Source organism: Variovorax sp. efr-133-TYG-130, assembly GCF_030208835.1.
In the GTDB taxonomy this organism is placed as follows: Bacteria; Pseudomonadota; Gammaproteobacteria; order Burkholderiales; family Burkholderiaceae_C; genus Variovorax.
In genome coordinates, this window is record NZ_JARVTD010000029.1 from 405571 (window position 1) to 431212 (window position 25642).

The following is a 25642-nucleotide window of genomic DNA, read 5'->3' on the forward strand; positions in this document are numbered from 1 at the left end:
AAATTCCGCGGCACGTACCGACCACCACCGAGAAACGCCATGCCTCTGCCCTCTCTCAGCCGCCGCGAACGCGGGTTGCTTTTCACCCTGGTCCTGCTCACGGCGATCGCCGTCTTCGGCCCGGCGCTGCCGGCGGCCGACGTCGCCATCGCCACCGTGTTCGCCGACGACCGCGCCTGGCACGGCCTGCCGAACGCCATGGACGTGCTGAGCAACATCCCTTTCGTGGTGATCGGACTGTGGGGCCTGTACCGGCTCAACCGCATCGACCGCTCGCACCAGGAAGCGCTGTCGCGGTTCCCGCTGGCCCCGCCCGCCAGCGACCCGCCGGACAACACGCTCGACTGCGCCTGGCTCTTCTTCGCGGGCCTGATCGCCACCGCCGCGGGCTCCGCCTTCTTCCACCTCGTGCCCGACGCCCCGCGCCTCGCGGCCGACCGCGCCGGCATGGCGGTGGCCTTCGCGGGGCTGATCGGCGTGGCGGTCTGCGAGCGGGTGAGCCAGCGCGCCGGCTGGCCCGCGGCGTGGTTCGTGCTCACGGCCGGCCTGCTCTCGGCGGAGGTGTTCCAGGAGACCGGCAACGTCATGCCCTGGGCGCTGGTGCAGTTCGGCGGCATGGCGCTGGTGCTGACGCTGGCGCTGTCCACCCCGATGCGCAATTCGGTCGGCCTCAAGCTGGGCTGGGTGATCTTCTTCTACGTGGTGGCCAAGGCCTTCGAGATGGCCGACCACTCGATCTACGAGTTCACGCAGCACGCGGTTTCGGGCCACACGCTCAAGCACCTGACGGCGTCGCTCGCGGGACTGCCGGTGGTGCTGGCGCTGCGCAAACTCGAGATGCGCTGGCAAGCCGCGCTGCGGCACAATCCGGGCGCAGCCGCCGTAGCGGCCTGAGGAAATCCTTCGCATGACCACCCCCGCCGCTGCTGCAGCCCCCGCGACGTCCGCGCCCCACGAGGCCAACGCGCACGCCAACCAGTTCGCCCTTCTCGGGCAGCGGCGCTTCGCGCCTTTCTTCTGGACCCAGTTCGCGGGCGCCGCGAACGACAACCTCTTCAAGTTCGCATTCACCGTCATGGTGACCTACCAGCTCCAGCTCAGCTGGATGCCGCCGGCCATGGCGGGCCTGGTGATCGGCGCGCTGTTCATCCTGCCGTTCCTGCTGTTCTCGGCCACCTCGGGCCAGCTGACCGACAAGTTCGACAAGACGAAGATGATCCGCTTCGTCAAGAACCTCGAGATCGCGATCATGCTGATCGCCGCCTGGGGCTTCGTCACGGCCAACGCCGTGGTGCTGCTGGGCTGCGTGTTCCTCATGGGGCTTCACTCCACGCTGTTCGGACCGGTCAAGTTCGCCTACCTGCCGCAGGTGCTGGATCCGCGCGAGCTCACGGGCGGCAACGGCATGGTCGAGATGGGCACCTTCGTCGCCATCCTGCTGGGGCAGGTGGCGGGCGGGCTGCTGGTGGCGGTGCCGCAGATCGGCCACCTCACGGTGGCCGTGGCCTGCGTGCTGCTCGCGCTGGTGGGGCGCGGCGTGGCGCAGGCCATTCCGCGCACGCCGGCCACCGACCCCGGGCTGGTGATCAACTGGAACCCGGTCAGCGAGACCTGGCGCAACCTCAAGCTCGCGCGCGAGAACATCGTGGTGTTCCGCTCGCTGCTGGGCATTTCGTGGATGTGGTTCTTCGGCGCGGTGTTCCTGAGCCAGTTCCCGAGCTTCGCCAAGGAAGTGCTGCACGGCGACGAGCAGGTGGCCTCGCTGCTGCTGGTGGTGTTCTCGGTGGGCATCGGCGTGGGCTCGCTGCTGTGCGAGACGCTGAGCCGCCGGCAGGTGGAGATCGGCCTGGTGCCCCTGGGCGCCATCGGCATGAGCGTGTTCGCGATCGACCTGTACTTCGCCTCGCGCGGGCTGCCCAAGGTGGCCGAAATGGGCATCGGCAGCTTCGTGCGCCAGGGCGCCCACTGGCGCGTGATGGCCGACCTGGCGCTGCTGTCGCTGTTCGCGGGCCTGTACAGCGTGCCGATGTACGCGCTGATCCAGCTGCGCAGCCAGCCCACGCACCGCGCGCGCATCATCGCGGCCAACAACATCCTCAACGCGCTGTTCATGATCGGCAGCTCGGTCATCGCCGGCGCGCTGCTGGGTGCGGGCTTCACCATTCCGCAGATCTTCCTGTTCACCGGCATCGCCAACGCGGTGGTGGCGTTCTACATCTTCATGCTGGTGCCCGAGTACATGCTGCGCTTCGTGGCCTGGGTGCTGTCGCGCTTCGTCTACCGCTTCGACATCAAGGGCGACGAGCACATTCCCACCGAGGGCGCGGCCGTGCTGGTGTGCAACCACGTGAGCTTCATCGACGCGGTACTGCTGATGGCGGCGAGCCCGCGGCCCATCCGCTTCATCATGGACCACCGCATCTTCAAGGTGCCGGTGCTGGGGTGGCTGTTCAAGCTGGCCAAGGCCATTCCCATCGCGCCGCAGAAGGAAGACCCGGCCGCCTACGAAGCCGCCTTCGCCAGCGCGCTGGGCGTGCTGCGCGAGGGCGACCTGCTCGCCATCTTCCCCGAGGGCGCGATCACGCGTGACGGCACGCTGCAGCCCTTCAAGGGCGGCGTGATGAAGATCGTCGACAGCGCGCGCGCCGAAGGCATCGAGCCGCCGGTGATCCCGATGGCGCTGACCAACCTCTGGGGCTCGTACTTCAGCCGCATCGAGCTGCGCGGCGGCGAGCGCGTGGCCATGGCCAAGCCCTTCCGCCGCGGTTTCTTCAGCCGCGTGGGCCTGAACGTGGGCGCGGCCGTGCCGTCGTCCGAGGTGCAGCCCGAGTCGCTGCGCCAGCGCGTGGGCGGCCTGCTCGGCGCCTAAAAGTACCTCCCCGAGATACCGGCGGCGCTGCAAACCGCCACCGGTGCAAGCATTCAAGCCCCGCGGTGCGGGAGCGAACCATCATTCGCTCACCTTCACTACGCCGCGAGGCACACATGCAACCCCTTTCATCCTCGACCGTTTCCATCCAGCGCGACACGCGGGCCTGGCAGTTCCAGACCTGGGCCTCGTTCGCGATCGCCGTCTTCCTGTGCGCCACCGGCTTGAGCTGGCTGCCGGGGCAGGCGCTGGACCGGGCGTTCATGGTGATGGGCTACGTGTTCTGCCTGAGCACCGCCTTCATGCTGGCCAAGTTCATCCGCGACGGCGAGCAGGCCGCCGCCGGCCTCTCGGCAGGCCGCGACGTGCCCATGTGGCGCCTGGTCGTCTGGGGCAGCTTCTTCACCGCGATGGCCCTGACCGGCTGGGGCCTCGTGCGCATGGAGATCAACGACGCCTACAAGGCCTTCCTGGGCGTGAGCTGGCTGTTCCTCATCAGCTCGGCCTTCACGCTGGCCAAGACGCTGCGTGACCGCCACGAAGCCGACATGGCCGAAGCCCGCCTGCAAGGCCGCCGGCTGGCCCGCGCCGAAGCCGCCGCGTCTGCTTCCTCCACCGCCGAATAACCCGTGCCCGACCAACGAAAGACCATCATGAAGAAGTCGATTGCCGCCGTTCTCGTCGCCGCATGCACCGCCTTCGCTGGCGTATCGGTCCCCTTGCAGGCACAGGCGCAGAGCGACGCCTCCACGGCCATCTCGCTGATGCCGGTGGCCTCCGTCCTTGTCACGGCGTCGGCCGTGGGTGCTTCGGCGGACTCTGTCGGCGGAGTGGCCAAGGCATCGGTGGCGCTGCCCGCTGCGCTGTCGGTGGCCGGCTCCATGCTCACTGTGGTCGCTGTCGAAGCCTCGGCCGACGGCACGGTCTACGTGCTGGAGCGCGCATCGGACGGCGCGCGCGCCAGCATCAGGGTGGCCGGGCGCGCCGCCAACGGCGTGTCGGCTGCCGTGGGCACCGGCGTCACCGTCAGCGTGATCGGCTCGGGCGTGGTGCTGTCGGCCGCCGGCGAGGTGCTGGCCTTCGTGCCCAACGCCATCGGCCGTGCGCTGCTCTACAACGAGAGGCTCTCGTGAAGCGCGCGCTCATGGCTTGCACCGCGCTCGGGCTTGCGCTTGCAGCGGCCCTGCCGATGCAGGCCCGGGCGGGCCGTTCGTGCGAGCAGGCCAAGCCGGCGCCCGCGGTGATCGTCAAGGGCATGGAGCTGGCCGAGCGCACCTCGCAGGCGCTCGACGCCAGCGGGGCGCGCGTGGTGTTCCTGGCGCGCGCCGGGCAGGACCTGGGCAAGTACGGCCTGCGCTACTCGCACCTGGGCATCGCCTACAAGACCGATGCCGGTCCGTGGCGCGTGGTGCACAAGCTCAACCAGTGCGGAACGGCGGTGGCGGCGGTGTACCGCCAGGGGCTCGGCGAGTTCTTCCTCGACGACCTGTGGCGCTACGAGGCGGCATGGGTCGTACCCACGCCGGCCATGCAGGCGCAGCTGATGGCTGCGCTGGACGAGCCGCCCGCGCGCATCGTGCGGATGAACGTGGCGCCCTACAGCATCGTGAGCTACGCCTGGGGCCGAAAGTACCAGCAGTCGAACCAGTGGGCCGTCGAGACGCTGGCCGCCGCGATGGAGCCCGCCACCATCGGCAACCGCGCGCAGGCGCAGGCCTGGATGCAGTTCAAGGGCTACGAGCCCACCACGCTGAAGCTCGGGCCGCTCACCCGGCTGGGCGGGCGCGTGAGCTCGGCCAACGTGGCCTTCGACGACCACCCGAACGACAAGCGCTTCAGCGACCGCATCGAGACGGTGACCGTCGACTCCGTGTTCGCCTGGCTGCCGCGTGCCGGGCTGGGCGCCGCGCCGGTGACGCTGAGGCTTCAATGACCAGGAGCGGGACAACGACATGAGCAAATCCCTTCGCCTTTCCGAAAAATGGTTCCGCCGCGGCCTCTGGCTGGTGGCCTTCGTGTTCGCCAGCTTCCTCATCGGGCTGGGGAGCACCATCGTGGGCGACCTGCCGCAGGTCGAGCGCGTGCGCGGCATCGACGACTTCATCGACCTGCGCGCCGCGCAGCCGCTTCGCGCGACCATCGCGGCCTCTGAAGCCACCGAGCTGCAGGCCGCGCGCGACCTCGACCAGATCCGCCTGCAGCTGCAGGCCGCGCAGCAGGCCAACGCCAATGCGCGCGAGACCTTCGGCAACTGGCTCGCCACGCGCCGTGCCACCGCGCAGCCCGACCAGGACCCCGAGCTCATCGCGCGCACCAAGGCGCTCGACGCCTTCAAGCAGAAAGAAGAACAGGTGCAGCGCCAGGTCAGCGCGCAGCAGCAGATCACGCTCGACGCGCGCCAGGCCGAGCAGCGCGCGCGCACCGCGCTCGCCGAGCTGGAGCGCGACGCGCAGGTGAAGCTGGAGGCGGAGTACCGCCGCATCGAGCTGCGCGTGTTCCTCTACCGGCTGGCGCTCACGCTGCCGCTGCTGGTGGTCGCCGGCTGGCTGTTCGCGAAGAAGCGCAGGAGCACGTACTGGCCCTTCGTGTGGGGCTTCATCTTCTTCGCGCTGTTCGCGTTCTTCGTCGAGCTGGTGCCCTACCTGCCGAGCTACGGCGGCTATGTGCGCTACCTGGTGGGCATCGTGCTCACGGTGCTGGTGGGGCGCTACGCCATCGTCGCGCTCAACCGCTACCTGGCGCGCCAGAAACTCGCCGAGCAGCAGCCCGACCAGGTGCGGCGCGAAGAGCTCAGCTACGACACCGCGCTGGCCCGCCTGGGCAAGGGCGTGTGCCCCGGCTGCGAGCGGCCGGTGGACCTGAAGAACGACGCGATCGACTTCTGCCCGCACTGCGGCATCGGCCTGTTCGACCACTGCGGCGTGTGCGAGACGCGCAAGAGCGCGTTCTCCAGGTTCTGCCACGCCTGCGGCACCCCGGCCGCGGCGCAGTCTGCGGATTCGGTCACGCCCCCGCGCGCCGATCGACACACCATGTAGCCGGCGCGCCGCGAGGCCGTGCTACAACGATGGATTCCCAACCCCAGACGGAGCTAAAGCATGAGCATTTTCGGCAGCATCCTTTCCAAGATCTTCCCGGGCGCCAAGGCAGCCGAGGCCCCGGCCCCAGCCCCGGCGCCCACCGCCGCGGCACCGGCCGATGCACCCGCACCCGCAGTGGCCGCGCCCCCGCCCGCCATTCCGCTGGGCGACGTGGCCGCCGTGCTCGACGGCATGCCGGGCGCGAAGAACCTCAACTGGCGCACCTCCATCGTCGACCTCATGAAGCTGCTGGGCCTGGACAGCAGCCTCGAGGCACGCAAGCAACTGGCCGCGGAACTGAGCTACGGCCAAGACACCAGCGACAGCGCCAAGATGAACATCTGGCTGCACCGCCAGGTCATGACCAAGCTGGCCGCCAACGGCGGCACGGTTCCGGCAGAGTTGCGGGACTGAGCTGGACAGTCGCTCGGAAGTTTTCGAGAACACCGAGGAACCGGCTCTGCCGGGCCTCAGGTGTTGCCCCCGGTAGGGGGTTGGCGAAGCGACACGAAGTGCGCGTAGCCTGGGGGCGAGACCATTTCAGGTCCAGCCGGCGTCCACCACGTAATCTTGCGCGGTGCACATGCGCGAGTCGTCGGCTGCCAGGAACAGCGCCATCGCCGCGATGTCCTCGGCCATCACGCGGCCCGGCAGGCACTGCGCCGCATCGATCTCCGCGCCCGATTCGGGCTTGACCCACAGCTTGATCTGCCGCTCGGTCATCACCCAGCCCGGCACGATCGAATTGACGCGGATGTTCTGCTTGCCCAGGTCGCGCGCCAGCGAACGCGTGAGGCCGCGCGCCGCCGCCTTGCAGGCCTGGTACACCGGATAGCCCTTGCCTTTGATCATCCAGCTGATGGAGCCGAAGTTGATGATCGAGCCGCCGCCCAGCGCGCGCATGTCGTCGGCCACCGCTTGCGCGGCGAAGAACTGGTGCTTGAAGTTGACGGCCACGAGGCGGTCGAAGTCGTCGCTGGTCACGTCGGCCATCTCGTGGCGGCGGTCGTTGGCGGCGTTGTTCAGCAGCACGGAGATTGGCCCGAAGCGCTGGCGCACCGCGTCGATGGCGGCGGCGAGCGCGGCCGTATCGGTCACGTCACAGGGCAAGAACAGTGCCGGATGCTCGCCCTGCAACTGCGCCGCGAGCGCGCTGCCGGCAGCGGTGTCGAGGTCGCAGAAGCCGACCTTCGCGCCCTGCGCATGAAAGGCCCGCACCAGCGATTCGCCGATGCCGCTGGCGCCGCCGGAGATGAACACGGTGCGCCCGGCCAGCGAGGGGTAGCGGGCGGTGTAGGGCGAAAGTTGTGATGCGTCGGTCATGTGAATGCGGCAACAGCGATGGGGACGGACGGCAAGCGTAGCGGATAGCGGCCGGCCGGTGTATGGCTTCCGGCAAATGGGCGGCGCATCCGGGCGTGGCTACGCTCGCTCTCATGAACACGAAGACGCTGTCCCGCCGCCGTACCCTCATCGCGTTCGCGATGCTCGTTCCCGCCGCGCTGGCGGTGCGCTCCGTGCGCGCCCAGGCGGGTGCGGGCGGTGTACAGCTCTTCAAGGTGGTCTCGCCGCGCGACGAGGTTGTCGTGGGCGCAGATGCCGCGCTGCTCGGCACCGGCTCCGGTCCCGCCGTCGAGAGGCTGGCCGCCCAGCTCGCGGCCAAGGGCCAGCTCACGCTGTGGCAGTACGCCTCCCACAAGGACGCGAGCGGTGCGCTGGTGCAGGCGCCGCTCAGGCAGATCGTCGTCTTCAGGAACGAGGCCTTGCGCATCGAGCCCTACGCCACGCCGCTGCCGATACAGCCGCTGAAGTAGCGGCCGCTCTTCTTCAGACGCCTCTTGCGCGCTCCGACTTGAAGCGCGCGCGGAACTCCGTGAACGTGCCCGCGTCCAGCGACTCGCGGATCTCGCTCATCAGGTTCAGGTAGTAGTGCAGGTTGTGGATGGTCGTCAGCATCGGCCCGAGCATCTCGCCGCAGCGGTCGAGGTGATGCAGGTAGGCGCGGCTGAAGCCTTCGCGCCCGCCGTCGTTCCAGCTCACGCCCGAAGTGCCCGCGCAGGCGTGGCAGGTGCAGCTGGGGTCGATGGGCTGCGGATCGCTCTTGTGGCGCGCGTTGCGCATCTTCAGGTCGCCGAAGCGCGTGAAGAGCGTGCCGTTGCGCGCATTGCGCGTGGGCATCACGCAGTCGAACATGTCGACGCCGTCGGCCACGCCCTGCACCAGGTCTTCGGGCGTGCCCACGCCCATCAGGTAGCGCGGCTTGTTCGCGGGCAGCCGGTGCGGCGTGTGGCCCATGATGTGCAGCATCTCTTCCTTGGGCTCGCCCACGCTCACGCCGCCGATGGCGTAGCCGGGGAAGTCCATGTCCACCAGCGCGGCCAGCGACTCTTCGCGCAGGTTCTCGAACATGCCACCCTGCACGATGCCGAAGAGCGCGTTCGGGTTCTCCAGCCGGTTGAACTCCGACTGGCAGCGCTTCGCCCAGCGCAGGCTCAGTTCCATCGAGATGCGCGCCTCGGCCTCGGTCGTGATGTGGCCCTTGGTGTCGTAGGGCGTGCACTCGTCGAACTGCATCACGATGTCGCTGTTGAGGATGGTCTGGATCTGCATCGAGACCTCGGGCGTGAGGAACAGCTTGTCGCCGTTGACGGGCGACGCGAACTTCACGCCCTCTTCGCTGATCTTGCGCATCGCGCCCAGCGACCACACCTGGAAGCCGCCCGAGTCGGTGAGGATGGGCTTGTTCCACTTCTCGAAGCCGTGCAGCCCGCCGAAGCTGGCCATCACGTCGAGGCCGGGGCGCATCCACAGGTGGAAGGTGTTGCCCAGGATGATCTGCGCGCCCATTTCCTCCAGGCTGCGCGGCATCACGCCCTTGACGGTGCCGTAGGTGCCCACCGGCATGAAGATCGGCGTCTGCACCTTGCCGTGGTTGAGCGTGAGCGTGGCGCGGCGCGCGTGGCTGTCGGGGTCGGTCTTGAGGAGTTCGAAGTTCAGCATGGTGGTCGTCTCAATCTTGTTGCCGCTCCAGCAGCATGGCGTCGCCATAGCTGAAGAAGCGGTAGCGCTCGGCGATGGCGTGGGCATACAGCCCCATCACCCGCTCGTAGCCCGCGAAGGCCGAGACCAGCATCATCAGCGTGCTCTTGGGCAGATGGAAGTTGGTCACCAGCAGGTCGACATGCGCGAAGGCGAAGCCCGGGGTGATGAAGATGCGCGTGTCGCCCGATGCCTCGCCGCTCCTGGCCCACGACTCGAGCGTGCGCACGGTGGTCGTGCCCACGGCCACGATGCGGCCGCCGCGCGCCTTGCATTGGGCAATGGCGCGCTGCGTGGCATCGGGCACCTCGTAGCGCTCGGCGTGCATGGTGTGCTCGGCGATGTTCTCGGTCTTCACCGGCTGGAAGGTGCCGGCGCCCACGTGCAGCGTGACGTTGGCGCGCTGCACGCCGCGCGCTTCGAGCTCGGCCAGCAGGCCTTCGTCGAAATGCAGCGCGGCGGTGGGTGCCGCCACCGCGCCGGGCACGCGTGCGAACACGGTCTGGTAGCGGCTCTCGTCCTCGGCCGAATCGGTGTGCGTGATGTAGGGCGGCAGCGGCACGTGGCCGCAGCGCTCCATGAGCATGTAGGGGTTCTCGCCGGTGTCGCTCTCGAAGGCGAAGCGGAACAGCGCGCCGTCTTCGTCGGGCCAGCGGCCCAGCAGCGTGGCGCGGAAGCCGCCGACCATGTCGAGCGTGGTGCCCACCGGCGGCTTCTTGCTGACCTTCATGTGCGCGACCACCTCTTGGCCCTGCAGCACGCGCTCGACCAGCAGTTCGAGCTTGCCGCCGGTCGGCTTCTCGCCGAACAGGCGCGCCTTGACCACGCGCGTGTCGTTGAAGACCAGCAGGTCGCCCGCGCGCAGCAGCGAGGGCAGGTTCCTGAAGATGCGGTCGACCGGCGCGGGCCCCGTGCCGTCGAGCAGGCGGGAGGAGGTGCGTTCGGTGGCCGGGTGTTGCGCCACCAGCTCGGGTGGCAGGGCGAAATCGAAATCGGAAAGCGTGAAGGCGCGCATGTTGCTTGAGGGCCGGACGGGCCCGTGCCAAGGAGGCATGGGAAAAGAAAAGAGAAAGCCGGGAGGCGGGCGGAATTGTCCCATGCCCGGAAAACGGGGCGTCGAGGCGGGGCTATCGGCGGTGTCTTGCCAAGGCAGAATCGGCGCATGCCTGATTCACTTGCCGCGCGCGCCGCACCCCAGCCCGGGCCTTCCGAAGGCGAGCTCTTCAAGAAGATCCTGGGGAGCAAGTGGCAGGGCCTGCACCCCGACATCCGCCGCCGCTTCGACAAGAACCCGTTGCCGGGCAGGGCGCTGCATTACCTCGGTGCGCTCAGCGAGCTGCGCTGCTCGCGCTTCGGCAAGCTGCTGGGGCACCTGACGCAGCCGATGATCCAGGGCGCGCTCATTCCATACAGCGACGCCAATTTTCCGGTGGAGATACAGGTCTATGCCAAGCCCGACGACCCGGCCATCTACAAGCAGCGCATCTACCGCCTGCATGGCCGCGAGCCGATCCAGTTCACCAGCTTCATGCGCGAGAGCGAGCGCGGCGAGGTGCTGGAGTACGTGGGCATGGGCCTGGGCATGAAGCTGGTGCTGAGCGTGGAAGAAAACGGCAGCCTGCATTTCCAGAGCGACGGCTACTTCTGGGACGTGCTGGGCTGGCGCATTCCGCTGCCCGGCGTGTTCACGCCCGGCAAGACTTTCCTGTGGCACCACAACGAGACGCCGGAGCGCTTCAACATCCGCATCGAGATCCGCCACTGGCTGATGGGCACCACCTTCACCCAGGTCGGCGTGTTCGAGGAAGTGACTGAACCCAAGGCGGTGACCGCATGACGATCGACACACACCTGCTGGCGCTGCAGCTCATGGCCGCACAGGGGCTGATGGGCGCGTTCGACACGCTCTATCACCACGAAGGCACCGAGGCGCTGGCGCAGCGCAACACCGCGCGGCGCGAGCTGTCCATCCACGCGGTGCGCTCGTCGATCTACTGCGCGATGTTCATCGGGCTGTCGTCGTGGGCCTGGCACGGCGTGTGGGCCTGGGTGCTGCTCGCGGTGTTCGGCGTCGAGATCGTGCTCACGCTGTGGGACTTCGTGGTGGAAGACGGCAGCCGGCTGCTGCCGCCCACCGAGCGCGTCACGCATACGGTGCTGGCCATCAACGCGGGCGCGTTCATCGCGCTGCTGGCCATGAATGCGGCCGACTGGGCGGCGCAGCCCACGGCGCTGGTGTGGCAGCCGCAAGGCTGGCTCGGCGCGTTTCTCGCGCTGTGCGGCGTGGGCGTGGGCATCTCGGGGCTGCGCGACGGGCTGGCGGCGCGCGCGCTTTTCCGCCGCACCGCGCAGGAGGAACAGCGCGCGGCCGATGCGCCGGTGCGTTTCGGCAGCAAGCCGCAGCGCGTGCTGGTGACCGGCGGCACCGGCTTCATCGGCCAGATCCTGGTGCGCCACCTGCTGGCCGACGGCCATGCGGTGACGGTGTGGACGCGCGATGCGCGCTCGGCGGCCTGGGGCTTCGGTGGCGCGGTGCGCTGCGTGCAGGCGCTCGAGCAGATCCCGGCCACGGACGATGTCGACGTGGTCATCAACCTGGCGGGCGCGCGCATCCTCGGCCAGCGCTGGAGCGAGCGGCGCCAGCGCCAGCTGATGCAAAGCCGCGCGGGCCTCACGAACACGCTGGTCGCGTGGATCGCCACGCGTGCGCGCAAGCCATGGCTGCTGCTGTCGGGCTCGGCCATCGGCTACTACGGCGTGCAGCCGCAGGGCGACACCGCCGAGCTGGCCGAAGACGCACCGCCGCAGGACATCTTCATGTCGGCGCTGTGCCAGGCCTGGGAGCAGGCCGCGCGGGGCGCGGTCGCGCACGGCGTGCACGTGGCCTGCATGCGCTTCGGCTTCGTGCTGGGCCACCAGGGCTCGCTGCCGCAGCTGCTGCTGCCGGTGGCGCTCGGCATGGGCGGCCGGCTGGGCAGCGGGCGGCAGTGGCTGTCGTGGGTGCATGTGCATGACGTGATCCGCGCGATGGCCCATGTGTGGAGCCTGGCCGAGCAGGCCGGCGGCGATGCGGCGGCAGCGCAGGCTTTCAACTTCACCGCGCCCGGTGCGCTCTCGCAGGAGGAATTCACCCGCGTGGCGGCCGGCGTGATGCACCGCCCCTTCTGGATGCCGACACCCGCCGCGCCGGTCAGGCTGCTGCTGGGCGAGCAGGCCGACCTGCTGCTCGAAGGGCAGCGCGTGGTGCCCGCGCACCTGCTGCAGACCGGGTTCCGCTTCGCGTTTCCCGATGCGCGCAGCGCCTTGACGGACCTTTGCCGCCCGCGCTAGAAGCTTCGCCCGTGCCGCCCAAGAAACAAGCTCCCCCGCCCACCGCCGACGCAGCCGCGGCACCGCCGCAGCCGCCCGGTGCCGGCCTGAGCCAGGTGCAGCGCGCGCTGCGCAAGCTGGGCCTGGTGCGCGACATCGACTTCGCGCTCTACCTGCCGATGCGCTACGAGGACGAGACCCGCATCGTGCGCCTGGTGGACACGCGCGACGGCGACATGGCGCAGGTCGAGGGCGTGGTCACCGAATGCGAGGTGGTCTACCGCCCGCGCCGGCAGCTCATCGCCACCATCGACGACGGCAGCGACACCTGCCAGCTGCGCTTCTTCAATTTCTATCCGTCGCAGCAGAAGCAGCTCGCGGTCGGCGCGCGGGTGCGCGTGCGCGGCGAGATGCGCGGCGGCTTCGTGGGGCGGCAGATCATGCATCCCACGGTGAAGGCCGCCGGCACCGCGCTGCCCAACGCGCTGACGCCCATCTACTCGACCGTGGCGGGGCTGCCGCAGCCGGTGCTGCGGCGCGAAGTGCGCTCGGGCCTGGCGCGGGCCGTGCTCGACGAGACCATTCCGGTGCAGATCGGCTTCCGCGGGGCCTGGGACCTGCGCGCCTCGCTGAGCTTCCTGCACTACCCGACGCCCGACGTGGCCATGGCCACGCTCGAAGACCACAGCCACCCGGCATGGCAGCGCATCAAGGCCGAGGAACTGCTGGCGCAGCAGCTGTCGCAATTGCAGGCACGGCTGGAGCGTGCCGCGCAGCGCGCGCCGGTGCTGCCCGCGCCGGCCGAGCCTGCGCCTGCCTCGCTGCATGCGCAGTTGCTCGCGGTGCTGCCCTTCGGCCTGACCGGCGCGCAGCAGCGGGTGGGCGAGGAGATCACGCGCGACCTCCGCCGCGAGATTCCCATGCACCGGCTGCTGCAGGGCGACGTGGGCTCGGGCAAGACGGTGGTGGCCGCGCTGGCGGCGGCACGCGCCATCGATGCGGGCTTCCAGTGCGCGCTGATGGCGCCGACCGAAATCCTCGCGGCGCAGCACTTCGGCAAGCTGGTCGGCTGGCTCGATCCGCTGCTGGCCGAACGCGGCCTGCGCGTGGCGTGGCTCACGGGCAGCCAGAAGAAGAAAGAGCGCGACGCGATGTCGGCGGCGGTGGAGAGCGGCGAGGCCGCGCTGGTCATCGGCACGCATGCCGTCATCTCGGAGAAGGTGCGCTTCAAGAACCTCGCGCTGGCCATCATCGACGAGCAGCACCGCTTCGGCGTGGCGCAGCGCCTGGCCTTGCGCGGCAAGGCCGAAGGGCACCTCGAGCCACATCTGCTGATGATGAGCGCCACGCCCATCCCGCGCACGCTGGCGATGAGCTACTACGCCGACCTGGACGTGTCCACGCTCGACGAGCTGCCGCCGGGCCGCACGCCCATCGTCACCAAGCTGGTGGCCGACCACCGGCGCGACGAGGTCATCGACCGCATCCATGCGCAGATCGCGCAGGGGCGGCAGGTGTACTGGGTGTGCCCGCTGATCGAGGAGAGCGAGGCGGTCGACCTGCGCAACGCCACCGAAACCCGCGACGAGCTGGCCGGCACGCTGGGCGAGCCGATCCAGGTCGGTCTGCTGCATTCGCGCATGCCCACGGCCGAGAAGCAGGCGGTGATGGCGGCGTTCACCGCCAACGAGATCCAGGTGCTGGTGAGCACCACCGTGATCGAAGTGGGCGTGGACGTGCCCAATGCCTCGCTGATGGTGATCGAGCATGCCGAGCGCTTCGGCCTCTCGCAGCTGCACCAGCTGCGCGGCCGGGTGGGGCGCGGCGCGGCGGCCTCGGCCTGCGTGCTGCTCTATGCGCCCGGCGACAGCGGCCGCGTGGGCGAGGCCGCGCGCGCCCGGCTCAAGGCCATGGCCGAGACCGGCGACGGCTTCGAGATCGCGCGGCGCGACCTCGAGATTCGCGGGCCCGGCGAATTCCTGGGGGCGCGGCAGTCCGGCGCGCCGCTGCTGCGCTTTGCCGACCTGACGACCGACACGCTGCTGCTCGAGTGGGCGCGCGAACTGGCGCCCGTGATGCTGCAGAAGCACCCCGACCTGGCACAGCGCCACATCGACCGCTGGCTCGGCACCAAGGCCGAGTACCTCAAAGCCTGAGAGAACTCAGGTCGTCGGCCGGCGCGTGAAGGCGAGGATCAGCCCGAAGCCGACCATCATGCTGCCGCTGATGCGGTTGAACCAGAGCATCGCGCGGCTGCCGTTGGCCATGCGGCGCATGCGCGCGCCGAGCAGCGCGTAGAGCGCGATCGCGACCAGCTCGAACACCAGGAATGTCGCGCCCAGCAGCAGATAGCTGCTGGCGTAGGCTTCCGGCGCCACGAACTGCGGAAAGAAGGCGGTGAACACCAGGATGGCCTTCGGGTTGCCGGCCGCCACGGTGAATTCCTGCCGCGCCAGCGCGCGCATGGACGGCGGCGCGGAGGCGTCGCGCGAACCCACGTCGGCCGTGGGCGCCGGGGCGCGCAGCAGGCGGATGCCGATCCAAACGAGGTACGCCGCGCCGATGTACTTGATGACGTGGAAGGCCAGCTCCGACGCCACCAGCACCGCGCCCATGCCCAGGCCCGCGATGGCGATCATGATCGCGAAGGCCACCAGCCGTCCGCTGGCCGCGATGACGGCCGGCGACACGCCGTGCTTGGCGCCGTTGGTCACGGACAGCAGGTTGTTGGGGCCGAACGCCATGTTGATGGCGAAGCAGGCGGGCAGGAACAGCAGGTAGGCAGACAGTGTCATGGCGCGTCTCCGTCGGCGTTGCGTGGCGGGACCGCCATTATTTCAGCTCGCCGAGGAATGCCGCGACACCGGGGCGGCCCTTCCCGGAGCCCCGCCTAGCTGTCGACGCCGCCCTCGGGCATCTGCCGCGCGTACACCGCGAGCACGATGCGCTCGGAGTGGATCAGGTAGTCGTTCAGCGCCGCCGAGCCCTCGGCGAACTTGCCGGCCTCGATGAGTTCGAGCAGCTTGGTGTTCATGTCCACGTAGGGTGCGTGCAGGAACTCCGGGTCTTTCAGCAGGCCGAAGGCCAGCCGCAGCTCGACCAGGATGTGCGCGAACAGCACGTTCAGCCGCTCGCTGTCGGCCAGCTCCACGATGCCCTTGTGGAACTCCATGTTCGCCGTGCCCACGCCCAGCCAGTCGCCGGCCTCGCGGCACTTCAGCGCCAGTTCCACCGCCTCGCGCATGTGCTTCTTGGCCGGGTGGCGGGGGTAGGCCTGCGCCAGCGCCTGGCACTCGATGAGGCGGCGCACGCGGTAGATGTCGATGATCGACGCGATGCTGGGCACGGCCACGAACACGCCGCGGTTGGGCGCGTGCTTGAGCAGGCCTTCCTTGGTCAGCGTGCGGAACACCTCGCGCAGCGTGTTGCGCGAAATCTCGAAGCTGTCGGCCAGCGTGGCCTCCGACAGCCGCTGCCCGGGCGAGAACTCGCCCTTCACGATCTTCTGGCGGATGAGTTCCGCCACCCGGTCGTTGAGCGTCTGCGTGCCCGCGGCCGGCGAGGCGGGCGGTGTGGGGGAAACCTGTCGATTCATGCCGGGAGGTAGGTGGAGGGGGCGTCGGTGCCGCGCGTTTGTAGCAGATTTCCGCCGGCCGCCCGTGCACCAGATCGCAACGCGATCAGGGTTTCCATGGGGTCATCCAGGCACCTTTGTTGGGCACACTCGCAATGATTGTTCAACAATATTAAGAAAATGAGTGGTTCAGGTTGTTTGAATTGCTCATTCATTGGCACGGCGCTTGCGTAGACCGACGTGCCGGCGCACATGCGCCAGGCGGCTGTGAACTCCAACACGAAAGACCCACATGACTCCTGACATCCCTCTCTGGCCGCTGATTGGCGTGGCCGTCATCATTGCGGGGTTCATCCTGCGCTTCAATCCGATGCTGGTGGTGATCGTCACGGCCATCGTGACGGCCGCCGCCGCGGGCTTCGGCCCCATGGCCATCCTCACGGCCATCGGCACCGGCTTCATCAAGACCCGCAACCTGCCGCTGATCATTCTTCTGCCGCTGGCGGTGATCGGGCTGCTGGAGCGCCACGGCCTGCGCCAGCATGCGCAGAACTGGATCGGGCGCATCAAGTCGGCCACCGCCGGGCGCCTGCTCATCGTCTATCTCGCCGCGCGCGAACTCACGGCGGCCATCGGCCTCACCAGCCTGGGCGGCCATCCGCAGATGGTTCGCCCGCTGCTCGCGCCCATGGCCGAAGGCGCCACCGAAACCCGCTACGGCAAGCTGCCGGAGCGCCTGCGCCACAAGCTGCGCGCCTATGCCGCGGCCACCGACAACGTGGGCCTGTTCTTCGGCGAAGACATCTTCGTGGCTTTCGGCGCCATCGTGCTGATGACCACCTTCCTGCATGAAGCGGGCATCGACGTCGAGCCGCTGCACATCGCGATGTGGGGCATTCCCACCGCGATTGCCGCGTTCGTCATCCATTCGTGGCGCCTGCGCCGCCTCGACCAGGCCATCGCCCGCGAGATGGAAGGCACCCCGGGCACCGATGCCCCGGCCGTTCCCGCCACGCAAGAGGGCCGCTGATCATGATTCTCTCGATCCAGCACCTCTACATCCTGGTCGGCCTGATCCTCGCGATCACGGCCATCATGACGCTGACCGACCGCCAGCACCCCAAGCGCTACACCAGCGGCCTGTTCTGGGCGCTCTATTCGCTGGTGTTCCTGGTGGGCGACAAGCTGCCGCCCGCGTGGGTGGGCGTGGGCGCCGTGGCCATGGCCGTCATTGCAGGCATGCGCGGCGTCGGCGCGGGCAAGCACCGCGAGCCCTCGCCCGAGCAGTACCAGGCCAGCGCCGCGCGCCTGGGCAACAAGCTCTTCATGCCGGCGCTGGCGATTCCGCTGGTCACGGTGATCGGCACCGTGCTGATGAGCAAGGTCAAGATCGGCGACGCCTTCCTGCTCGACCCCAAGAACACCACGCTGATGAGCCTGGGCGTGGGCTGCGTGGTGGCGCTGGCGCTGGCCTGCTGGCTGACGCGCGAGACGCCGGTGCAGGGCATGCGCGAGTCGCGCCGCCTGACCGACGCGCTGGGCTGGGCCGTGGTGCTGCCGCAGATGCTGGGCATGCTGGGCCTGGTGTTCTCCGACGCCGGCGTGGGCAAGGCGGTGGCGTACATCACCACCAGCTACATCAACATGGACATCCGCTTCGTCGCGGTGGTGGTGTACGTGCTGGGCATGGCGCTGTTCACCATCATCATGGGCAACGGCTTCGCGGCCTTCCCGGTGATGACGGGCGGCGTCGGCGTGCCGGTGCTGGTGGGCGTGTACCACGGCGACCCGGCGGTGATGGCGGCCATCGGCATGTTCTCGGGCTACTGCGGGACACTGATGACGCCGATGGCGGCCAACTTCAACATCGTGCCGGCGGCGCTGCTGGAGCTGCCCGACAAGAACGCGGTCATCAAGGTGCAGGTGCCCACGGCGGCCGCGCTGCTGGTGGTCAACATCTTCCTGCTGTACTTCCTGATGTTCCGCTGAGGCCCCGCAATGAAGAAGACGACCGGTTCCGCCGCGCCCCGCGTGCTGCTCGCGGGCTTCGAGCCCTTCGAGAACGACCCCGTCAACCCCGCGTGGGAAATCGCCCGCACGCTGGACGGCTGGACCTGCGAAGGCGCCGCGGTGCAGGCGGTGCAGCTGCCCTGCGTGTTCGGCCGCGCCATCGACCGGCTCGACGAGGCGCTGCTGGCCGGCACGGCGCCCGTGCTGGTGCTTTGCATCGGCGCGGCGGGCGGGCGCACCGAGATATCGCTGGAGCGCGCCGCGCTGAACGTCGACGACGCGCGCATCCCCGACAACGCCGGCTATCAGCCCATCGACATTCCGGTGGTCGAGGACGGGCCGGCGGCCTACTTCAGCACGCTGCCCATCAAGGCCATGGTGCGCGACATGCGCGCGGCCGGCCTGCCGGCAGCGGTGTCCAACAGCGCGGGCACCTTCGTCTGCAACCACATCTTCTACGCGCTGATGCACCGCATCGCGACGCAGCCCGCGCTCGCGCGCACGCGCGGCGGCTTCGTGCACGTGCCCTACCTGCCAGAGCAGGCGGCTTCCAAACCCGGCTTCGCCAGCTTGGCGCTCGCGACGCAGGTCGAGGCTTTCCGCGTGGCGATCCGCACCGCATTGACCGTGCGCGACGACGTGCGCGAGACCGGCGGCCGCCTGCACTGACCCGATGACCCCCTGTGGCGTGCGCCCGTCGCGCGCCGGAAAAGACGAACGATGAACATCGACTTGAACAGTGACCTCGGCGAGAGCCTGGGCGTTTGGCGCATGGGCGACGACGCCGCCATGCTGGATATCGTGAGCAGCGCCAACGTGGCCTGCGGCTTCCATGCTGGCGACCCGGCCGGCATCCTGCGCACGCTGCGCCAGGCCGCGCAGCGCGGCGTGGTGGTCGGCGCCCACGTGGCCTACCGCGACCTGGTGGGGTTCGGGCGCCGCAACATGGACGTGGAAAGCGCCGACCTGCGCGCCGACGTGATCTACCAGATAGGCGCCCTCAAGGGCCTGGCCGCCGCCGCCGGCACCACCGTGCGCTACGTGAAGCCGCACGGCGCGCTCTACAACACCATCGCCCACGACGAGCGCCAGGCGCGCGACGTGATCGCCGCCATCCGCGAGATCGACCCTGGCCTGTGCCTTGTGGCGCTGGCCGGCTCACCGCTTTTGGGCTGGGCCGAGGCCCAGGGCCTGCGCGCCGTGGCCGAGGCCTTCGCCGACCGCGCCTACACGCCGCAGGGCACGCTGGTGTCGCGCCGCGAACCCGGTGCCGTGCTGCACGATGCGCAGGACGTGGCCGAGCGCATGCTGCGGTTCGCCGAGGAGGGCGTGGTGACGGCCATCGACGGCAGCACCGTGCGCATCCGCGCCGAGTCGGTCTGCGTGCATGGCGACAGTCCGGGCGCGGTCGGCATGGCGCGGCAGGTGCGCGAGCGGCTGTCGCAGGCCGGCGTGACCATCGCTTCGTTCGTGGGCACGGGCACCGGCGCATGACCATGCGCTGCCTGTCGGCCAACCTGAATGCCGTGCTGGTCGAGCTCGACGACCTGCCGCAGACGCTCGCGCTGCTGGCCTCGCTGCGCGCCGAGCCCATCGACGGCATCGAGGAACTGGTGCCCGCCGCGCGCACGCTGCTGATCACCTTCCGGCCCGCCGCGCTGACGGCGGTGGAGCTTGCGCGCCAACTGCGGCTGCGCAACCTCGATGCCCGCGAGACGCGCTCGGAAAAGCGCATCGAAATTCCCGTGCGCTACGACGGCGAGGACCTGGCCGAAGTGGCCGGCCTGCTCGGCGTTTCGCCCGAAGAGGTGGTGCGCCGCCACACCGGCAGCGACTACACCGTGGCCTTCACCGGCTTCGCGCCGGGCTTCGCCTATCTGTCGGGCGGCCATCCGAGCCTGGACGTACCGCGCCGCAAGGTGCCGCGCACCCGCATCCCGGCCGGCGCCGTGGGCCTGGCCGGCAGCTTCAGCGGCGTGTACCCGCAGGCCAGCCCCGGCGGCTGGCAGATCATCGGCGTGACCGACACGCCGATGTGGGACCTGTCGCGCGCAACGCCGGCGCTGCTGCAGCCCGGCGACACCGTGCGCTTCGTGGACGTCACCGCCTCGCCGGCGACCTTGCCCGTGCCACCGAGCGAAGCGCCTTCCGCATTCGCGGCGGCCGCGCCGGGCGGCTGCGCACTCGAGATCCGCGCCGCCGGCGTGCAGGCGCTGCTGCAGGACCGGGGCCGGCCCGGGCAGGCGCGCCAGGGCGTGTCGGTCTCCGGCGCGATGGACCAGCGCGCACTGCAGGCGGCCAACCGGCTCGTCGGCAACGCCACCGACACAGCCTGCATCGAAGTGGCCTACGGCGGCTTCCAGCTCGTGTGCCGTGGCGAGGCGGTGCTGGCCGTCACCGGTGCCGACGGCCCCCTTACGCTGACCCGTGCCGATGGCGCCAGGTGGCCGCTGCCGCGCTACCAGCCCTTCGCGCTGGCCGACGGCGACATGCTCTCGCTGGGCGAGCCCGTCGCCGGCATCCGCAGCTACGTGGCGGTGCGCGGCGGCTTCGCGGTGGCGCCGGTGCTGGGCAGCTGCTCGAGCGACACGCTGGCCCGCATCGGCCCGCCCGCGCTGGCTGCCGGTGATGCGCTGCCGGTGCGTGCCGTGCATGTCGGCGCCGTCGTCGGCGCGCCCGAGACGCCGCCTGCGGACCTGCCCACCGTGCAGGAAGAAGTCGTGCTGGACATCGTGCCCGGCCCGCGTGCCGACTGGTTCACGCCCGAGGCCATCGCGCAGCTGTGCGGCCAGCCGTGGCAGGTCACGCCGCAGTCCAACCGCGTCGGGCTGCGCCTGGCCGGCGATCGGCCGATGGAGCGCGCCAACCTGTCCGAGCTGCCCAGCGAGGGCACCGCGCGCGGCTCCATCCAGGTGCCGCCCAGCGGCCAGCCCGTGCTGTTCCTGGCCGACCATCCGCTGACCGGCGGCTATCCCGTGATCGCCTCGGTCGCCACCCACCACCTGGACCGCGCGGGGCAGATTCCCGTGAACGCCCGCGTCCGCTTCCAACCCGTGGCCGGACTCGGCCCGGTCGAACACTGATCGAGAGTTTTCCGATGAAAAAAGTCCTGATCGCCAACCGAGGCGAAATCGCCGTGCGCATCGCGCGCGCCTGCGCCGACTACGGCGTGCAATCGGTCGCCGTGTACGCCGATGCCGACATCGACGCGCTGCATGTGCGCATGGCCGACGAGGCCTACGGCCTGGAGGGCGACCGCCCGGCCGATACCTACCTGCACATCGCCAAGCTGCTGGCCGTGGCGGCGCGCAGCGGCGCCGACGCGGTGCATCCCGGCTACGGCTTCCTGTCGGAGAGCGCGGCGTTCGCGCAGGCCGTCATCGACGCCGGGCTGACCTGGATCGGCCCGTCGCCCGCCGCCATCGCGCGGCTGGGCGACAAGGTGCAGGCGCGCAAGCTTGCCATGAAGGTCGGCGCGCCGCTGGTCGCGGGCACCGCCGACCCGGTGCAGAGCGCCGCCGAGGTGCTGGCCTTCGCCGAGAAGCACGGCCTGCCGGTGGCCATCAAGGCCGCGTTCGGCGGCGGCGGGCGCGGCATCAAGGTCGCGTGGCGCATGGACGAGGTCGAGGGCCTGTACGAATCGGCCGTGCGCGAGGCCGTCACCGCCTTCGGCCGCGGCGAGTGCTATGTCGAGCAGTTCCTCGACCGGCCGCGCCACGTCGAGGCGCAGGTGCTGGGCGACACGCACGGCAACGTCGTGGTGCTGGGCACGCGCGACTGCTCGCTGCAGCGGCGCAACCAGAAGCTGGTGGAAGAAGCGCCCGCGCCCTTCCTGAGCGATGCGCAGCGCGAGCGCATCCACCAGTCGGCGCGCGACATCTGCGCCGAGGCCGGCTACACCGGCGCCGGCACGGTCGAGTTCATGCTCAGCGCGAGCGGCGCGATCTCGTTCCTCGAAGTCAACACGCGGCTGCAGGTCGAGCATCCGGTGACGGAAGAAACCACCGGCATCGACCTCGTGGTCGAGCAGCTGCGCATTGCCGACGGCCTGCCGCTGTCGGTCACCGGAACGCCGGCGCCGCGCGGCCACGCGTTCGAGTTCCGCATCAACGCCGAGGACGTCGGCCGCGGCTTCCTGCCGACGCCTGGCCCGGTGAAGGTGTTCGACGTGCCCTCGGGCCCGGGCGTGCGCATCGACACCGGCGTGGCGGCGGGATCGAGCGTGCCGGGCACCTTCGACTCGCTGATGGCCAAGCTGATCGTCACCGGCGCCACGCGGGAACAGGCCGTCGCGCGGGCGCGCCGCGCGCTCGCCGAATTCCGCATCGAAGGCGTGGCCTCGGTGCTGCCGTTCCATCGTGCCGCGATGGCGCACCCGGATTTCGTGTCCGGCGATGCCTTCAAGGTCCACACGCGCTGGATCGAGACCGACTTCGCCAACGGCGAGACCGCCGCCGCGCGGCCCGAGCCGCGGCCCGACACCGTGCTGGTGCGCACCGCCATCGAGGTCGACGGCCGGCGCCTGTCGCTGGGCCTGCCGCCCGAGCTGCTGCGCGGGCTGTCGTCGGCCGATGCGGGGGGCGCCACCGCCGTGCCGGCCGAGCCCGCGGCGGTGCAGGACCCGGCCGCGGTGGCGGCGCCGGTGTCGGGCACGCTGCAGGGCTGGAAGGTCGCCGACGGCGACGAGGTTGCGCAGGGCGCCGTGATCGCCGTCATGGAGGCGATGAAGATGGAAATGCAGGTGCTCGCGCACCGCGCGGGACGCATCGCATTCGGCGTGGCGGCAGGCGGCTACGTGGCGGTGGGATCGGCGATCGCGACCATCGGCTGACGGGCCCCGCGACGCCCATGGCGGGCTGCCGCTTCTCTCTTATTTATTCTTCTTATTCAAGTTAGTAGTAGTAGATAAGGGTAAACCCCCGCTGTGGACAGCAGGGGTTTTCTCTTGGCTGACAACGACTTGCCGCGCGCGCGTCACTGTGTACACGTCCGTTTCGGGGTCGCCCTGGAAAAAGGACAACTCGCGGGCGAACGATGCCGCTGTGGACAAGTGGGGCCTTGTGCTGAAACTGTCCCCAGAGTTGTTCCGCCCAAGGCCCCAGGCCCACCGGGTCGCGGGCGCTTGCGCATAATTGACGCAAGCTATGACTCTCACCGAACTCAAATACATCGTCGCAGTAGCCCGCGAACGGCACTTCGGCAAGGCGGCCGAGGCCTGCTACGTCTCCCAGCCGACCCTCTCGGTCGCCATCAAGAAACTGGAGGACGAACTCGAGGTCAAGCTCTTCGAGCGCAGCGCCGGCGAGGTGACCGTCACCCCGCTGGGCGAGCAGATCGTTCAGCAGGCGCAGAGCGTGCTCGACCAGGCGGCCAGCATCAAGGAAATCGCCAAGCGCGGCAAAGACCCGCTGGCCGGCCCGCTGAACCTGGGCGTGATCTACACCATCGGGCCGTACCTGCTGCCCGACCTGGTCCGCCAGGTGATCCAGCGCACGCCGCAGATGCCGCTGGTGCTGCAGGAGAACTTCACCGTCAAGCTGCTCGAGATGCTGCGCGCCGGCGAGATCGACTGCGCCATCATGGCCGAGCCCTTTCCCGACACCGGCCTGGCGATGGCGCCGCTGTACGACGAGCCCTTCATGGCGGCCCTGCCCGCGAAGCACAAGTTCGCCGACCGCGAATCGATCACGTCCGAGGAACTGCAGAGCGAGACCATGCTGCTGCTGGGCACCGGCCACTGCTTTCGCGACCACGTGCTCGAGGTCTGCCCCGAGTTCGCGCGCTTCTCCAGCAATGCCGAAGGCATCCGCAAGAGCTTCGAGGGCTCGTCGCTGGAAACCATCAAGCACATGGTGGCCTCCGGCATGGGCGTGACGCTGGTGCCGCGGCTGTCGGTGCCGGCCGAGGCGCTCAAGCCCAGGGTCAAGGGTCGCAAGGAGGCCGAGCAGATGGTGCGCTACCTGCCGGTGCGCGACGCGCACGATCGCGATCCGCCCACGCGCCGCGTGGTGCTCGCTTGGCGGCGCACCTTCACGCGCTACGAGGCCATCGCGGCCCTGCGCAACGCGATCTACGCGTGCGAGCTGCCGGGCGTCAAGCGGCTGTCCTGAAGGCGGCAATTCGGGGAATCGGCCTACGCCAGGGCCGTTTTGAATCGTTGATCGCTGAGATAGAGTGGCGCTGTTGCGAAGCCGCACGCCGGCTTCCAGAATCGAAGCGTTCCACCCAAACTTGAAGAAAGAGTTCCCGCCATGGCCAAAGCCTCGAAGAAATCATCGCCTGCTTCCTCCGCCGGCAAGGTGCCCAAGAAGGGCGGCACGGTGGTCGCGCAGGAGTCGGGCAGCCGCAATGCGCCGATCATCAACATCGGCATCGAACGCCAGGACCGCGCGGCCATCGCCGAAGGCCTGAGCCGCGTGCTGGCCGACACCTACACGCTGTACCTCACCACGCACAACTTCCACTGGAACGTGACGGGCCCGCACTTCAACTCGCTGCATGCGATGTTCATGGGCCAGTACACCGAGCTGTGGGGCGCCACCGACGTGCTGGCCGAGCGCATCCGCGCGCTGGGCCACTACGCACCGGGCTCCTATGCCGAATTCAGCAAGATCGCCACCGTGCCCGACGTGCCCCAGACCCCGCCCAAGGCGATGGAGATGGTGCGCATCCTGGTGAAGGGCCACGAGACCGTGTCGCGCATCGCGCGCGAATTCATCCCCGTGGCCGAGGAAGCCGGCGACGACCCGACGGCCGACATGCTGACCGCGCGCTGCACGGTGCACGACCAGACCGCGTGGATGCTGCGTTCGCTGCTCGAAGACTGAGCGCGCGCTTTCCTCGCACCTGCACAAGAGCGGCACAATGGCCGCTCTTTTTTTGCCCGTCTCTTTCCCTCGCATGCTCGCCCGTCGTTTCGCGCTCTACCTCGACCTGATCCGCTGGAACCGCCCCGCAGGCTGGCTGCTGCTGCTGTGGCCCACGCTGGGCGCGCTGTGGTTCGCCGCCGACGGCTGGCCGGGCTGGCACCTGGTGGTGGTGTTCACGCTGGGCACCTTCCTCATGCGCAGCGCCGGCTGCTGCGTCAACGACGTGGCCGACCGCGACTTCGACCGCCATGTCAAGCGCACGGCGCAACGGCCGGTGACCAGCGGCGCGATGTCGGTCAAGGAGGCGCTGGGGCTCGGCGCGGTGCTGGCGCTGGTGTCCTTCGCCCTGGTGCTTACCACCAATCGCACCACGGTGCTGTGGTCGTTCGCGGCGCTCGCCATCACGCTGATCTACCCCTTCGCCAAGCGCTTCGTGTCGATCCCGCAGGCGGTGCTGGGCATTGCCTTCAGCTTCGGCATTCCGATGGCCTTTGCGGCGGTGCAGTCGCACGTGCCCGTGTTCGCCGCGTGGCTGCTGGCGGGCAACCTGTTCTGGGTGCTGGCCTACGACACCGAATACGCCATGGTCGACCGCGACGACGACCTCAAGATCGGCATGAAGACCTCGGCCATCACCTTCGGCCGCTTCGACGTGGCGGCGGTGATGGCGAGCTACGCGATCTTCCTCGCGGTGTGGATCTGGGCCGGCGCGAGCCGTTCGCTGGGCGTCCTGTTCTACGCCGGCATCGCCGTGGCCGCGGCACAGGCGCTGTGGCACTGGCGTCTGATCCACGACCGAACGCGCGACGGCTGCTTCAAGGCCTTCCGCCTGAACCACTGGCTGGGCTTCACCGTGTTCGCCGGCATCGTGGCCGGTTACGCGCTGCGATGA

Annotated in this window: 25 protein-coding genes; 20 read left to right on the forward strand and 5 right to left on the reverse strand. The window is 69.5% G+C overall.

Annotation, left to right across the window (positions count from 1 at the left end):
• Nucleotides 1-39 precede the first annotated feature (39 nt).
• The 7 genes from QRN67_RS24765 to QRN67_RS24795 all read left to right on the forward strand — a co-directional run bounded on the left by QRN67_RS24765 (nucleotide 40) and on the right by QRN67_RS24795 (nucleotide 6363).
• Nucleotides 40-894 (forward strand): hypothetical protein, encoded by an 855-nt coding sequence (locus QRN67_RS24765; protein ID WP_081267403.1) that lies wholly within the window; start codon nucleotides 40-42, stop codon nucleotides 892-894.
• Nucleotides 895-907: 13 nt separating this feature from the next.
• On the forward strand, nucleotides 908-2869 hold the full coding sequence (locus QRN67_RS24770; RefSeq protein ID WP_285413988.1) for an MFS transporter: 1962 nt from the start codon (nucleotides 908-910) through the stop codon (nucleotides 2867-2869).
• Nucleotides 2870-2985: 116 nt separating this feature from the next.
• On the forward strand, nucleotides 2986-3495 hold the full coding sequence (locus QRN67_RS24775; protein WP_285413989.1) for a YiaA/YiaB family inner membrane protein: 510 nt from the start codon (nucleotides 2986-2988) through the stop codon (nucleotides 3493-3495).
• Nucleotides 3496-3522: 27 nt separating this feature from the next.
• On the forward strand, nucleotides 3523-4002 hold the full coding sequence (locus QRN67_RS24780) for a hypothetical protein (RefSeq protein ID WP_285414059.1): 480 nt from the start codon (nucleotides 3523-3525) through the stop codon (nucleotides 4000-4002).
• Between the two features lie 11 nt (nucleotides 4003-4013).
• The gene (locus QRN67_RS24785) at nucleotides 4014-4802 is read left to right on the forward strand and encodes a DUF2145 domain-containing protein (protein WP_503010945.1); all 789 of its coding nucleotides are present in this window, start codon (nucleotides 4014-4016) and stop codon (nucleotides 4800-4802) included.
• 19 nt (nucleotides 4803-4821) lie between these two features.
• Nucleotides 4822-5907: a serine endopeptidase gene (locus QRN67_RS24790; protein WP_285413991.1), complete on the forward strand. Its 1086-nt coding sequence runs from the start codon at nucleotides 4822-4824 to the stop codon at nucleotides 5905-5907.
• 60 nt (nucleotides 5908-5967) lie between these two features.
• The gene (locus QRN67_RS24795; RefSeq protein WP_081267408.1) at nucleotides 5968-6363 is read left to right on the forward strand and encodes a DUF3597 domain-containing protein; all 396 of its coding nucleotides are present in this window, start codon (nucleotides 5968-5970) and stop codon (nucleotides 6361-6363) included.
• Between the two features lie 126 nt (nucleotides 6364-6489).
• Here QRN67_RS24795 and QRN67_RS24800 read toward each other — a convergent pair whose 3' ends face one another.
• Nucleotides 6490-7272, reverse strand: a complete 783-nt coding sequence (locus QRN67_RS24800; RefSeq protein WP_081267409.1) for an SDR family NAD(P)-dependent oxidoreductase — start codon at nucleotides 7270-7272, stop codon at nucleotides 6490-6492.
• A gap of 113 nt (nucleotides 7273-7385) precedes the next feature.
• Here QRN67_RS24800 and QRN67_RS24805 point away from each other — a divergent pair, with 113 nt between their 5' ends.
• A complete protein-coding gene (locus QRN67_RS24805; RefSeq protein ID WP_285413992.1) occupies nucleotides 7386-7763 on the forward strand; it encodes a hypothetical protein in 378 nt (125 codons plus the stop codon).
• Nucleotides 7764-7776: 13 nt separating this feature from the next.
• Here QRN67_RS24805 and tgt read toward each other — a convergent pair whose 3' ends face one another.
• Both tgt and queA read right to left on the reverse strand, forming a co-directional pair.
• Complete coding sequence (gene tgt, locus QRN67_RS24810) at nucleotides 7777-8949, reverse strand: tRNA guanosine(34) transglycosylase Tgt (RefSeq protein ID WP_285413993.1); 1173 nt, start codon at nucleotides 8947-8949, stop codon at nucleotides 7777-7779.
• 10 nt (nucleotides 8950-8959) lie between these two features.
• Entirely contained in the window at nucleotides 8960-10003 is a 1044-nt protein-coding gene (gene queA, locus QRN67_RS24815) for a tRNA preQ1(34) S-adenosylmethionine ribosyltransferase-isomerase QueA (RefSeq protein WP_285413994.1), read from the reverse strand.
• A gap of 147 nt (nucleotides 10004-10150) precedes the next feature.
• On the opposite strand from queA, the gene QRN67_RS24820 reads away from it, so the two are divergent.
• The 3 genes from QRN67_RS24820 to recG are packed head-to-tail and all read left to right on the forward strand — an operon-like array spanning nucleotide 10151 to nucleotide 14453.
• Nucleotides 10151-10825, forward strand: coding sequence for a DUF4166 domain-containing protein (locus QRN67_RS24820; RefSeq protein WP_285413995.1), 675 nt, complete (start codon nucleotides 10151-10153; stop codon nucleotides 10823-10825).
• Nucleotides 10822-12318, forward strand: coding sequence for a TIGR01777 family oxidoreductase (locus tag QRN67_RS24825; protein ID WP_285413996.1), 1497 nt, complete (start codon nucleotides 10822-10824; stop codon nucleotides 12316-12318). Before QRN67_RS24820 ends, QRN67_RS24825 begins: the two co-directional genes overlap by 4 nt.
• A gap of 11 nt (nucleotides 12319-12329) precedes the next feature.
• The gene (recG, locus tag QRN67_RS24830) at nucleotides 12330-14453 is read left to right on the forward strand and encodes an ATP-dependent DNA helicase RecG (protein WP_503010943.1); all 2124 of its coding nucleotides are present in this window, start codon (nucleotides 12330-12332) and stop codon (nucleotides 14451-14453) included.
• A gap of 6 nt (nucleotides 14454-14459) precedes the next feature.
• On the opposite strand, the gene QRN67_RS24835 is transcribed toward recG, so the two are convergent.
• Both QRN67_RS24835 and QRN67_RS24840 read right to left on the reverse strand, forming a co-directional pair.
• Entirely contained in the window at nucleotides 14460-15092 is a 633-nt protein-coding gene (locus tag QRN67_RS24835; protein ID WP_285413997.1) for a LysE family translocator, read from the reverse strand.
• A gap of 95 nt (nucleotides 15093-15187) precedes the next feature.
• Complete coding sequence (locus QRN67_RS24840) at nucleotides 15188-15892, reverse strand: GntR family transcriptional regulator (RefSeq protein WP_081267415.1); 705 nt, start codon at nucleotides 15890-15892, stop codon at nucleotides 15188-15190.
• A 271-nt stretch (nucleotides 15893-16163) separates the two neighbouring features.
• On the opposite strand from QRN67_RS24840, the gene QRN67_RS24845 reads away from it, so the two are divergent.
• The 9 genes from QRN67_RS24845 to ubiA all read left to right on the forward strand — a co-directional run bounded on the left by QRN67_RS24845 (nucleotide 16164) and on the right by ubiA (nucleotide 25642).
• Complete coding sequence (locus QRN67_RS24845) at nucleotides 16164-16901, forward strand: DUF969 domain-containing protein (protein WP_081267416.1); 738 nt, start codon at nucleotides 16164-16166, stop codon at nucleotides 16899-16901.
• A gap of 2 nt (nucleotides 16902-16903) precedes the next feature.
• A complete protein-coding gene (locus QRN67_RS24850; protein ID WP_285413998.1) occupies nucleotides 16904-17860 on the forward strand; it encodes a DUF979 domain-containing protein in 957 nt (318 codons plus the stop codon).
• A 9-nt stretch (nucleotides 17861-17869) separates the two neighbouring features.
• On the forward strand, nucleotides 17870-18550 hold the full coding sequence (gene pcp / locus QRN67_RS24855; protein WP_285413999.1) for a pyroglutamyl-peptidase I: 681 nt from the start codon (nucleotides 17870-17872) through the stop codon (nucleotides 18548-18550).
• A 51-nt stretch (nucleotides 18551-18601) separates the two neighbouring features.
• Nucleotides 18602-19375, forward strand: coding sequence for a LamB/YcsF family protein (locus QRN67_RS24860; RefSeq protein WP_285414000.1), 774 nt, complete (start codon nucleotides 18602-18604; stop codon nucleotides 19373-19375).
• A 2-nt stretch (nucleotides 19376-19377) separates the two neighbouring features.
• A complete protein-coding gene (locus QRN67_RS24865) occupies nucleotides 19378-20964 on the forward strand; it encodes a 5-oxoprolinase subunit B/C family protein (protein WP_285414061.1) in 1587 nt (528 codons plus the stop codon).
• Nucleotides 20965-20978: 14 nt separating this feature from the next.
• The gene (locus QRN67_RS24870) at nucleotides 20979-22712 is read left to right on the forward strand and encodes an acetyl/propionyl/methylcrotonyl-CoA carboxylase subunit alpha (protein ID WP_285414002.1); all 1734 of its coding nucleotides are present in this window, start codon (nucleotides 20979-20981) and stop codon (nucleotides 22710-22712) included.
• A gap of 313 nt (nucleotides 22713-23025) precedes the next feature.
• Entirely contained in the window at nucleotides 23026-23991 is a 966-nt protein-coding gene (locus QRN67_RS24875; RefSeq protein ID WP_081267421.1) for a LysR substrate-binding domain-containing protein, read from the forward strand.
• A gap of 141 nt (nucleotides 23992-24132) precedes the next feature.
• Nucleotides 24133-24708, forward strand: coding sequence for a Dps family protein (locus QRN67_RS24880; RefSeq protein WP_081267422.1), 576 nt, complete (start codon nucleotides 24133-24135; stop codon nucleotides 24706-24708).
• Nucleotides 24709-24781: 73 nt separating this feature from the next.
• Nucleotides 24782-25642 (forward strand): 4-hydroxybenzoate octaprenyltransferase, encoded by an 861-nt coding sequence (gene ubiA, locus QRN67_RS24885; RefSeq protein ID WP_285414004.1) that lies wholly within the window; start codon nucleotides 24782-24784, stop codon nucleotides 25640-25642.

Coding starts and splice junctions, on each gene's coding strand:
- QRN67_RS24765 (WP_081267403.1), top strand. CDS start 40: ATGCCTCTGCCCTCTCTCAGCCGCCGCGAACGCGGGTTGCTTTTCACC.
- QRN67_RS24770 (WP_285413988.1), top strand. CDS start 908: ATGACCACCCCCGCCGCTGCTGCAGCCCCCGCGACGTCCGCGCCCCAC.
- QRN67_RS24775 (WP_285413989.1), top strand. CDS start 2,986: ATGCAACCCCTTTCATCCTCGACCGTTTCCATCCAGCGCGACACGCGG.
- QRN67_RS24780 (WP_285414059.1), top strand. CDS start 3,523: ATGAAGAAGTCGATTGCCGCCGTTCTCGTCGCCGCATGCACCGCCTTC.
- QRN67_RS24785 (WP_503010945.1), top strand. CDS start 4,014: ATGGCTTGCACCGCGCTCGGGCTTGCGCTTGCAGCGGCCCTGCCGATG.
- QRN67_RS24790 (WP_285413991.1), top strand. CDS start 4,822: ATGAGCAAATCCCTTCGCCTTTCCGAAAAATGGTTCCGCCGCGGCCTC.
- QRN67_RS24795 (WP_081267408.1), top strand. CDS start 5,968: ATGAGCATTTTCGGCAGCATCCTTTCCAAGATCTTCCCGGGCGCCAAG.
- QRN67_RS24800 (WP_081267409.1), bottom strand. CDS start 7,272: ATGACCGACGCATCACAACTTTCGCCCTACACCGCCCGCTACCCCTCG.
- QRN67_RS24805 (WP_285413992.1), top strand. CDS start 7,386: ATGAACACGAAGACGCTGTCCCGCCGCCGTACCCTCATCGCGTTCGCG.
- tgt (WP_285413993.1), bottom strand. CDS start 8,949: ATGCTGAACTTCGAACTCCTCAAGACCGACCCCGACAGCCACGCGCGC.
- queA (WP_285413994.1), bottom strand. CDS start 10,003: ATGCGCGCCTTCACGCTTTCCGATTTCGATTTCGCCCTGCCACCCGAG.
- QRN67_RS24820 (WP_285413995.1), top strand. CDS start 10,151: ATGCCTGATTCACTTGCCGCGCGCGCCGCACCCCAGCCCGGGCCTTCC.
- QRN67_RS24825 (WP_285413996.1), top strand. CDS start 10,822: ATGACGATCGACACACACCTGCTGGCGCTGCAGCTCATGGCCGCACAG.
- QRN67_RS24835 (WP_285413997.1), bottom strand. CDS start 15,092: ATGACACTGTCTGCCTACCTGCTGTTCCTGCCCGCCTGCTTCGCCATC.
- QRN67_RS24840 (WP_081267415.1), bottom strand. CDS start 15,892: ATGAATCGACAGGTTTCCCCCACACCGCCCGCCTCGCCGGCCGCGGGC.
- QRN67_RS24845 (WP_081267416.1), top strand. CDS start 16,164: ATGACTCCTGACATCCCTCTCTGGCCGCTGATTGGCGTGGCCGTCATC.
- QRN67_RS24850 (WP_285413998.1), top strand. CDS start 16,904: ATGATTCTCTCGATCCAGCACCTCTACATCCTGGTCGGCCTGATCCTC.
- pcp (WP_285413999.1), top strand. CDS start 17,870: ATGAAGAAGACGACCGGTTCCGCCGCGCCCCGCGTGCTGCTCGCGGGC.
- QRN67_RS24860 (WP_285414000.1), top strand. CDS start 18,602: ATGAACATCGACTTGAACAGTGACCTCGGCGAGAGCCTGGGCGTTTGG.
- QRN67_RS24865 (WP_285414061.1), top strand. CDS start 19,378: ATGCGCTGCCTGTCGGCCAACCTGAATGCCGTGCTGGTCGAGCTCGAC.
- QRN67_RS24870 (WP_285414002.1), top strand. CDS start 20,979: ATGAAAAAAGTCCTGATCGCCAACCGAGGCGAAATCGCCGTGCGCATC.
- QRN67_RS24875 (WP_081267421.1), top strand. CDS start 23,026: ATGACTCTCACCGAACTCAAATACATCGTCGCAGTAGCCCGCGAACGG.
- QRN67_RS24880 (WP_081267422.1), top strand. CDS start 24,133: ATGGCCAAAGCCTCGAAGAAATCATCGCCTGCTTCCTCCGCCGGCAAG.
- ubiA (WP_285414004.1), top strand. CDS start 24,782: ATGCTCGCCCGTCGTTTCGCGCTCTACCTCGACCTGATCCGCTGGAAC.